Annotated in this window: 9 protein-coding genes; 4 read left to right on the top strand and 5 right to left on the bottom strand. The window is 69.1% G+C overall.

The annotated features are described in order from the left end of the window. The first annotated feature begins 197 nt into the window (after positions 1 to 197). Entirely contained in the window at positions 198 to 644 is a 447-nt protein-coding gene (locus tag ACFOLC_RS11630) for a DUF192 domain-containing protein (protein WP_386759409.1), read from the top strand. Between the two features lie 16 nt (positions 645 to 660). Here the strand turns inward: ACFOLC_RS11630 and ACFOLC_RS11625 are convergent, their stop codons facing one another. Beyond that, the gene (locus tag ACFOLC_RS11625; protein ID WP_386759408.1) at positions 661 to 852 is read right to left on the bottom strand and encodes a rubredoxin; all 192 of its coding nucleotides are present in this window, start codon (positions 850 to 852) and stop codon (positions 661 to 663) included. Between the two features lie 68 nt (positions 853 to 920). Here ACFOLC_RS11625 and thiE point away from each other — a divergent pair, with 68 nt between their 5' ends. Both thiE and hemL read left to right on the top strand, forming a co-directional pair. Beyond that, positions 921 to 1580: a thiamine phosphate synthase gene (gene thiE, locus ACFOLC_RS11620; RefSeq protein WP_386759407.1), complete on the top strand. Its 660-nt coding sequence runs from the start codon at positions 921 to 923 to the stop codon at positions 1578 to 1580. 15 nt (positions 1581 to 1595) lie between these two features. Beyond that, positions 1596 to 2885, top strand: coding sequence for a glutamate-1-semialdehyde 2,1-aminomutase (hemL, locus tag ACFOLC_RS11615; protein ID WP_386759406.1), 1290 nt, complete (start codon positions 1596 to 1598; stop codon positions 2883 to 2885). 69 nt (positions 2886 to 2954) lie between these two features. Here the strand turns inward: hemL and ACFOLC_RS11610 are convergent, their stop codons facing one another. The 3 genes from ACFOLC_RS11610 to ACFOLC_RS11600 form a co-directional block, all read right to left on the bottom strand. Then, the gene (locus ACFOLC_RS11610; protein ID WP_386759405.1) at positions 2955 to 4181 is read right to left on the bottom strand and encodes an acetylornithine/succinyldiaminopimelate transaminase; all 1227 of its coding nucleotides are present in this window, start codon (positions 4179 to 4181) and stop codon (positions 2955 to 2957) included. 122 nt (positions 4182 to 4303) lie between these two features. Further along, positions 4304 to 5152, bottom strand: a complete 849-nt coding sequence (locus ACFOLC_RS11605) for an SDR family oxidoreductase (protein ID WP_386759404.1) — start codon at positions 5150 to 5152, stop codon at positions 4304 to 4306. Positions 5153 to 5193: 41 nt separating this feature from the next. Next, positions 5194 to 5856, bottom strand: a complete 663-nt coding sequence (locus ACFOLC_RS11600) for a serine/threonine protein kinase (protein ID WP_386759403.1) — start codon at positions 5854 to 5856, stop codon at positions 5194 to 5196. Between the two features lie 101 nt (positions 5857 to 5957). On the opposite strand from ACFOLC_RS11600, the gene ACFOLC_RS11595 reads away from it, so the two are divergent. Continuing rightward, on the top strand, positions 5958 to 7970 hold the full coding sequence (locus ACFOLC_RS11595) for a bifunctional DedA family/phosphatase PAP2 family protein (RefSeq protein ID WP_386759402.1): 2013 nt from the start codon (positions 5958 to 5960) through the stop codon (positions 7968 to 7970). On the opposite strand, the gene ACFOLC_RS11590 is transcribed toward ACFOLC_RS11595, so the two are convergent. Then, positions 7959 to 8549 (bottom strand): LON peptidase substrate-binding domain-containing protein, encoded by a 591-nt coding sequence (locus tag ACFOLC_RS11590; protein WP_386759401.1) that lies wholly within the window; start codon positions 8547 to 8549, stop codon positions 7959 to 7961. The two genes, ACFOLC_RS11595 and ACFOLC_RS11590, sit on opposite strands and share 12 nt — an antisense overlap. Positions 8550 to 8555: the final 6 nt, after the last annotated feature.

The raw sequence follows: 8555 nt of genomic DNA, 5'->3' as shown, positions 1-8555 counted from the left end.
CCTTTCGAAACCGTCAACCGCCTTCGAAATCGCCGCTTCAACCGCGCCCCGCTTCGGTCAACTTCACCTCGGCGGGGCGCGCATTGTGCACACGCACTTCGGATTTGGGAAGGGGCTGCGGAAAGTTTTTTTGGCTTGACGAGCGCGGCCGCGTTGCCTGATGGTCCGGCCACACTCAATGCTCAAGGAGCGCCACGATGTCCGCCATCCGCCTGCTGGTTGCCTGTTGCGGCCTAGCCCTGTCCGGCTGCGCCTCGGGCAGTGACGCCTGGGTCGAATTGGGCGGACAACGCTACGCCGTGGAAGTGGCCGACAATGACGAGGAGCGCGCACGTGGCCTGATGTTCCGCGACGAGCTCGGCGCCGGTCGCGGCATGCTGTTCATCCACGAGCGCCAGGAACCGCTGGCCTACTGGATGAAGAACACCAAGATTCCGCTCGACATCCTCTATTTCGACCAGTCACGCAAACTGGTGTCGCAGCAGCGCGACGTGCCGCCGTGCTCGCTGGGGGATCGCTGCCCGCCCTACCCAAGCAGGGCGCCGGCGCGCTACGTGCTGGAGCTCAACGCCGGCCAGGCCGCCAGGCTGGACCTGAAGGACGGCTCGGAATTGACCTTCGGACCGGATTTGCCGAACCCGTAAGTCGCCGACAGCGGCTTCAGACCTGCATCATCTCGAAATCGTCCTTGGTGACACCGCAGTCGGGGCAGGTCCAGGTGTCCGGAATGTCCTCCCAGCGTGTGCCCGGGGCGATGCCTTCTTCCGGCAGTCCCTGGGCCTCGTCGTAGATGAAGCCGCAGACGACGCACATCCAGGTGCGGAAGGTGGTGGTCGCGGCGATCTCGGACATGGGCGGATAATGCGTGAATTGCGGGTGCGTATTGTCCCACCCTGCCCGCGCCCACGGAAGCTTCGAGCATGAATCCGCGCTGGCCGCATCGCGGCCTCTACGCCCTCACCCCGGACGAAAACGACACCGCGCGCCTGCTGGCGCGCGTCGATGTCGTGCTGCATGCCGGCGCAAACTGGCTGCAATACCGCAACAAGCAGGCCGACGCCGCATTGCGCGAGCAGCAGGCCCGTGCGTTACAGCCACTGTGCCGCCAATACGGTGTGCCACTGATCATCAACGACGACTGGCGGCTGGCGGTAGCCATCGGCGCGGACGGCGCGCACCTGGGCGAGGACGACGGCGAGCTTGCCACCGCACGCGCCACACTGGGGGACGCCGCCCTTATCGGCGCATCGTGTTATGCGCAGTCCGAGCTGGCACGACGCGCGGTAGCGGCCGGGGCCAGTTACGTCGCGTTTGGCGCCTTTTTTCCCTCGCCGACCAAGCCCAATGCCCGTCGCGCGGCGCCGGTGCTGCTGCGCGAGGCCAGCGCGCTGGGCGTGCCGCGGGTGGCGATCGGCGGCATCACCCCGGACAATGCCGGGCCGTTGATCGCCGCCGGCGCCGATCTGGTCGCGGTGATCAGCGGCGTGTTCGACGCACCCGATCCGGCCGCGGCGACTCGCGCCTACCTGTCCTGCTTCTCCCGGCCCGCTTCCGACGAGGCCGGTTTCCATCCCGTTTGACCGACCAAGGCACTCATGAAAACCGACCGCTCGCACGCCCTGTTCACCCGCGCCAAGGACCTGATCCCCGGCGGCGTCAATTCGCCGGTGCGCGCATTCAAGTCGGTGGGCGGCGAGCCGTTCTTCGCACACAGTGCACAAGGCGCGTACCTGGTCGACGTCGACGGCAATCGCTATATCGACTACGTCGGCTCGTGGGGCCCGATGATCGCCGGACACGCGCATCCCGACGTGCTGGCCGCGGTTGAGAAGACCATGCGCGACGGCCTCAGCTTCGGCGTGCCCAATGCGCTGGAAGTGACCATGGCCGAAGCGATTACCCAGATCGTGCCGAGCTGCGAGATGGTGCGCATGGTCAATTCCGGCACCGAGGCGACACTGTCGGCGATCCGCGTCGCGCGTGGCGTCACCGGGCGCAACCGCATCGTAAAGTTCGAGGGCTGTTACCACGGCCACGGCGACAGCTTCCTGGTCAAGGCCGGCAGCGGCGTGATGACGCTGGGCTTGCCGAACTCCCCAGGCGTGCCGTCGGCGCTGGCCGATCTGACGCTGACGATTGCCTACAACGATTTCGATGCGGCGACCCAACTGTTCGACGAAGTCGGCGGCGACATCGCCGGCCTGATCATCGAGCCGATCGTCGGCAACGCCAACTGCATCCTGCCGCGCGACGGCTATCTGCAACATTTGCGCGAGCTGTGCACCCGACACGCTGCGCTGCTGATCTTCGACGAGGTGATGACCGGCTTCCGTGTCGCGCTCGGTGGCGCGCAGCAGCGTTACGGCATCACCCCGGACCTGAGCACGTTCGGCAAGATCATCGGCGGCGGCATGCCGGTCGGTGCCTACGGCGGCCGTCGCGAGTACATGGCGCAGGTCGCGCCGAGCGGCCCGATCTACCAGGCCGGCACGCTCAGCGGCAATCCGGTGGCCATGGCCGCCGGCCTGGCGACGCTGGAGTTGATCCGGGCACCGGGTTTCCACGATGCGCTGGAACGCAGCACGCACGCCTTGTGCGACGGTCTGGAGGCCGCCGCGCGCGATGCCGGCGTTGCTTTCACCACCACGCGCGCACCGGGCATGTTCGGTCTGTACTTCCGTGAGGGGCCGGTGGAAACCTTCGAGGAAGCAAAGGCGTCGGATACCGCGCGCTTCAACCGCTTCTTCCACGCCATGCTCGAACGTGGCGTGTACCTGGCGCCGTCGGCGTTCGAGGCCGGCTTCGTGTCGAGCGCGCATGGCGCAGGCGAGATCGCGGCAACCGTTGCGGCGGCACGTGAAGCGTTCGCGATCGCCAAGGGCTGAGCGGGCCGTCACGACATCACGAAAAAGCCCGGCAATGCCGGGCTTTTTTTGGTTGTGGAAGAAATCCGATCAGGCCCCGGCAAACGACCTCAGCGCCTGCTGAAAACGCGTCAAGCCCTCGGCGACATCGGCATCGCTGATGTTCAGTGCCGGCACGAAGCGCAGCACGTCCGGGCCAGCCTGCAGCAGCAGCAGACCGTGGTCGGCGCAGTGGTCGAGGATCTCGCCGGCTTTGCCCGCGTACGCCTCGCGCAGCTGCGCGCCGAGCATCAGGCCGCAACCGCGGATTTCCCCGAACAACGCCAATTCGGCATCGATCGCGGCCAGTGCATCACGGATGGCGAGCGACTGGCGCGTGACATTGGCCAGCACTGCCGGTGACGAAAGTTCGCGCAGTGCCGCGCGCGCGACGGCGGCGGCGAGGGGGTTGCCGCCGAAGGTGGTGCCGTGCGCGCCGAACTGCATGGCCTCGCTGGCCTTGTCGCCGACCAGCATCGCGCCGATCGGGAAGCCGCTGCCGAGCGCCTTGGCCAGCGTCACCACGTCGGGCGTGACGCCATAGCCGTGGCAGGCGAACAACTGCCCGGTGCGGCCCATGCCGCACTGGATCTCGTCGAGCATCAGCAGCGCGCCGTGGCGGTCGCACAACGCGCGCAGGCCGAGCAGAAACGCTTCGGTAGCCGGGGTCACGCCGCCCTCGCCCTGCACCGGCTCGACCAGTACCGCACAAACGTCGCCATGGACCATCGCCGCCTCGGCCGCGGCCAGGTCGTTGAAGTCGCTGTAGCGGAAGCCCGGTGGCAGCGGCTCGAAGCCCTCGTGGTACTTGGGCTGGGCGCCGGCGGTGACGGCCGCGAGGGTGCGTCCGTGGAAACTGCCGCGGAAACTCAGGATCACGCGACGATCGGGGGTGCGGTCCTGGGCGGCGGCCCACTTGCGCGCGAGCTTGATCGCCGCCTCGTTGGCCTCGGTGCCGGAGTTGCAGAAAAACACGCGACGGGCGAACCGCGATGCGGCCACCAGCTCCTCGGCCAGGCGCAACGGCGGCTCGCTGACGAACACATTGCTGGTGTGCCAGAGCTTGCCGGCCTGTTCGGTCAATGCCGCCACCAGCGCCGGATGGGCATGGCCGAGCGCATTGACGGCGATGCCGGCGCCGAAGTCGACGTACTCGCGGCCATCGCGGTCCCACACCCGTGCGCCCTGGCCATGATCGAGCACGATCCGGCGCGGCCGGTACACCGGCAGGTAGTAACGTTCGGACAGCGCGTACAGGTCGGCGGTAGACGTGGTCATGGCGGCTTGGGTAAAGAGCGAACGCTTATTGTCGCTGATCGCACCGCCGCCTGCGGACCGAGTGCCGCAAACCGAGGTCCTGCGCGGCTGCGTGGTGAAACCGGCCGCGGCCATGCGATGCGTCAGTGGTGCCGTTTCTCGCGTTGCGAGTCGGTCAGGAACAGGTCGGGCAGCAGGTGCTCGGCGGCCGGGTCGACCGCGTACTGGGCGAAATCGGTGACACCGGCGGCGAACAGCACGTCGTCGTCGATCAGGAAGTGGCCGTAATAGTCATCCGATGGCCGTACCAGGATCACATGTGTGGCGTCGGCGACGATCTCCGGCTTGCGGCATTGCGCCGCCTGCACACCCGGGATCATGTTGATGGCGTCCGTAGCGATCACCGTGCGCGGCCACAGTGCATTGACCGCCACGCCCTGTGGGCCGAATTCGGCGGCCAGGCCGAGGGTCACGAAGCTCATGCCCATCTTGGCCAGGGTGTAGCCGGTGTGCGGCCCCCACCATTTGGGCTCGAGGTTGATCGGCGGCGCCAGCGACAGGATGTGCGGGTCCGGCGCCTGCAGCAGGTACGGCAGGCAGGCCTGCGCGCACAAGAAACTGCCGCGCGCATTGACCTGCTGCATCAGGTCGAAGCGCTTCATCGGTGTCTCCAGCGTGCCCTTGAGCCAGATCGCGCTGGCGTTGTTGATCAGGATGTCGATGCCGCCGAAGGCATCGACCACGGCCGCGACCGCGGCGCGGACCTCGTCCTCCTCGCGGATGTCGCATTTGAGCGCCAGCGCCTGGCCACCGGCGGCCTCGACCTCGGCGGCGACGCTGTGGATGGTGCCGGGCAACTTGGGATTGGCGACGTCGGATTTGGCCGCGATCGCGACATTGGCGCCGTCGCGGGCGGCACGCAGGGCGATGGCGCGGCCGATGCCGCGCGAGGCGCCGGTGATGAAGAGGGTCTTGCCGGACAGGGTGCGCATGGCTATCTCCTGGGTGCGATTCTGGGCCAGTCGCTCAAGGCTCAGGGTTTGGGGCCTTGGCCTTCGTTGTCTTCCCATTTCAGCAAGCGGCGCGTTACGAACCGGTAGATCGGCTTGCCGGTGGCGAACCAGGCGTCGCGCAACCAGGAATGGCGCTTGAGCAGGCGCCGCTCGACCGGGGTCAATGCCTGCGGGCAATAGGTGCGCTTGTGCTTGAGCAGGTGGCGCAGGTCCTCGCGCGCGAGCAGGCGCATCCAGCGCGCGCGCGGGTCACCGCGGGTGGCCAGCTGGAAGTCGATGATCGCCGGCCGGCCATCGGCGAGCACCAGCCAGTTGGCCTCCTTGGCCAGGTCGTTGTGGGCCAGACCGCGCCGGTGCAGCCGCTGCAACAGGCGTCGCGCACGGTGGAAATAGGCCAGGTCGCCGTGTGGCGGGCGCTGGTACATGGCCGCACCGTCAAGGTAGCTGCGGTCGAGGCGGCGCCCATCCCAGCGCAGCAGCTGCGGGGTCGCGGCCAGGCCGTCGACCTGTCGCAACGCTCGCGCCTCGCGCCGCGCCAGCCACCAGGCCGGCAGGCGCAGCCACGGCGGCACGTGGGCGAGGTCGCGGCGCACGAACAGACCGCGTGCGTCGCGCATCAGCGCGATCCGGCCGAAGCTGTCGGCTTTGAGGGCTTGCACTTCGACGGCGTGAGCGGAACGCATGGCACCAGTGTACGGAATCGTTCCGATCACAGCCGGCGCCATCGCTGGCAAGTGACCCCTGGCCATCGCGCCGTCATTGACGCGCTGCCTATAATCGGCCGATGGAACCGGCCTGGATCGAAAGCGCGACCGCATGGATCGCCGCACACCCTATCGCCGCCGGCGCAGTGATCTTCCTGATCGCATTCTGCGATGCCCTGGTCATCCTCGGCATCGTCGTGCCTGCGCTGCCGTTGCTGTTCGCCGTCGGTGCGCTGGTCGGACTGGGTCACATCAATGGACCGTACGCGCTCGCGTGCGCCACGCTCGGCGCGTTCTTCGGTGACGCGCTGAGCTACTGGGTCGGGCGGCGCTGGGGCGTGCAGCTGCGCGGCCGCTGGCCGTTCTCGCGCTACCCACAGTGGCTCGACCGCGGTGAAGCGATGTTTCGCCGTCACGGCAGCAAGAGCATCGTGATCGCACGCTTCGTCGGCGCGGTGCGGCCGTTCGTGCCGGCGATCGCCGGCATGCTGCACATGCCGCTGCGCCGCTACGCACTGCCGAGCGTGGGCGCGTGCGTGGCCTGGTCGGCACTGTTCCTGGCGCCGGGCTGGGTGCTGGGCGCGTCCTACGACGCAGTCGCGGCGGTGGCCGACCGGCTCGCGATCGTGCTCGGCGCGTTGGTGCTCGCGGTCGCGCTGGTCTGGGCCTGCGTGCTCTACACCTGGCGCTGGTTCGCCGCGCATGCCGACAACCTGCTCGCCCGTGCCCTGTACTGGACCCGGCACCACCCGCACCTGGGCCGCTATGCCGCGGCGCTGATCGACCCGAACCGGCCGGAGTCGCCGTCGCTGCTGATGCTGGCGGTGTGCCTGCTGGCGATCAGCTGGGCCTGGTTCACCCTGCTGGCGACGCTGCTCGCCAGCGGCGGCCCGCTGGTGATCGACCACCGCATCCACGAGTTCATGTGGGGCCTGCGCAATCCGCTCGCCGACCGCCTGATGGCGGGCCTGGCCAGCCTCGGCGACGCCGCGGTGCTCGGCCCGGCCGCGGCGGTCGCGCTGGGTTACCTGCTGTGGCGCAAGCGCTGGATGGCGGCGGCGCACTGGCTGGCGGCGATCGTGTTCGGCCTGGTGCTGACGGCCCTGCTCGAGGCGGCGATCGACATGCCACGGCCGCCGACCGCACCGGCCGGGTTCGGCTTCCCGTCGGTGGCGGTGACGATGTGCACGATCGTGTTCGGCTTCTTCGCCGTGCTGATCGCGCGCGAACTGCCCGGCCGCACGCGGGTGTGGCCGTACCTGCTGGCCGGGGCGGTCACCACCGTGGTCGGCTTTGCCCGCCTGTACCTGGGCGCGCATTGGCCCAGCGACCTGGTCGGCGGCACCCTGTTCGGCATCCTGTGGCTGCTGGTGCTGGGCATCGCCTACCGTCGCCACGTCGCGCGATCGTTCTGGATGCGACCACTGGCGTGGCTGTTCTATGTCACTTTCTCGGTGGCGGCGCTGTGGCACGCGCCGCGTTCGGCCGATGCGCTGCTGGCCAAGTTCGCCGCAGCCACGCCGACCACGATGCTCAGCCCGGACGAATGGTGGCAGCGCGACTGGGCGACCTTGCCGGCGCAGCGCAACGAGCGTGACCTGCGTCGGCGCTGGCCACTCGACCTGCAGGTCGCCGGGCCGCTGGCACCGCTGCGCGCGCGCCTGGAAGCTCAGGGTTGGCGCGTGCAGCCGCAGGCGGACTGGGTGGACACCGTGGGCCTGCTCGACGATGACACGCCGTCGCACGAGCAGCCGGTGCTGCCGGCCACTCTGGATGCACAGGCCGAAGCCTTGCTGCTGCTGCGCGACGGCGCCCATGAGGACGAGCAATACGCATTGCGGTTGTGGCCGGCGCCGGCCGTTCTCGACGACGGCACGCCGCTGTGGCTGGGCAGCAGCCAGACCCTGCGCCTGACCAAGCCGCTGGATGCAGCCGCGCTGTGGTTGCCGGCACCGGGCGATGGCCAGGCCCACGCCCTGGTGCGTGCCGCGCTCGCTGACTTCGAGGCGACCGAAGCCCCGCACCCGCAAGGCGGCACGGCCGTGCTGCGCCTGCGCACCGGCGTACCGGCGCCGGCGAACTCAGGGCAATAACGCCAGCAGGCGATCGAGCCGTTGGTGCGGGTCGTCGAGTTGCAGCAGTTCCTGCCGCTGCGCGTCCTGCAGCGGCAGCAATTCGGCCAGGCGCCAACCGACCCAGGCCGCGTCGTCCAGGCGCGCGTGCGGAGCCTTGGCGTGCTCGCCGCCGATGTGGTCGAGCAACTGCTGCAGCAGCGTCGCCAGCAGACCGTGCTCGGGCCGCACCACCTCGTCCGGATCGGAGCCGCACCACTCCACCTCGGCGACCTGCAGGCCGTTGTCGCGCACCCGCACGCGCCGCGCATGGAAGCGGCGCGTGCCGCGCACGCGCAGGGTCAGCAAACCGTCATCGCCGCGGCCGAAGTCCTCGATCACCGCCTCGGTGCCGTACGCCGCCGCCGTGGTTGGCGCACCGACCTCCTCGCCTTTGAGGATCAGGCAGATGCCGAAACCACGGCCGCTGCGGCCGCAGTCGCGGATCAGGTCGAGGTAGCGCGGCTCGAACACGCGCAGGCCGATCGCGGCGCCGGGCACCAGCACCGTGTGCAACGGGAACAGTCCCAGCGATTCCGGGGCGGACGTGTCGGCCGACATGCCCGC

Source organism: Lysobacter cavernae, from assembly GCF_042648505.1.
Taxonomy (GTDB): Bacteria; Pseudomonadota; Gammaproteobacteria; order Xanthomonadales; family Xanthomonadaceae; genus Lysobacter_L; species Lysobacter_L cavernae.
This window is presented reverse-complemented; position numbering and strand designations above follow the sequence as displayed.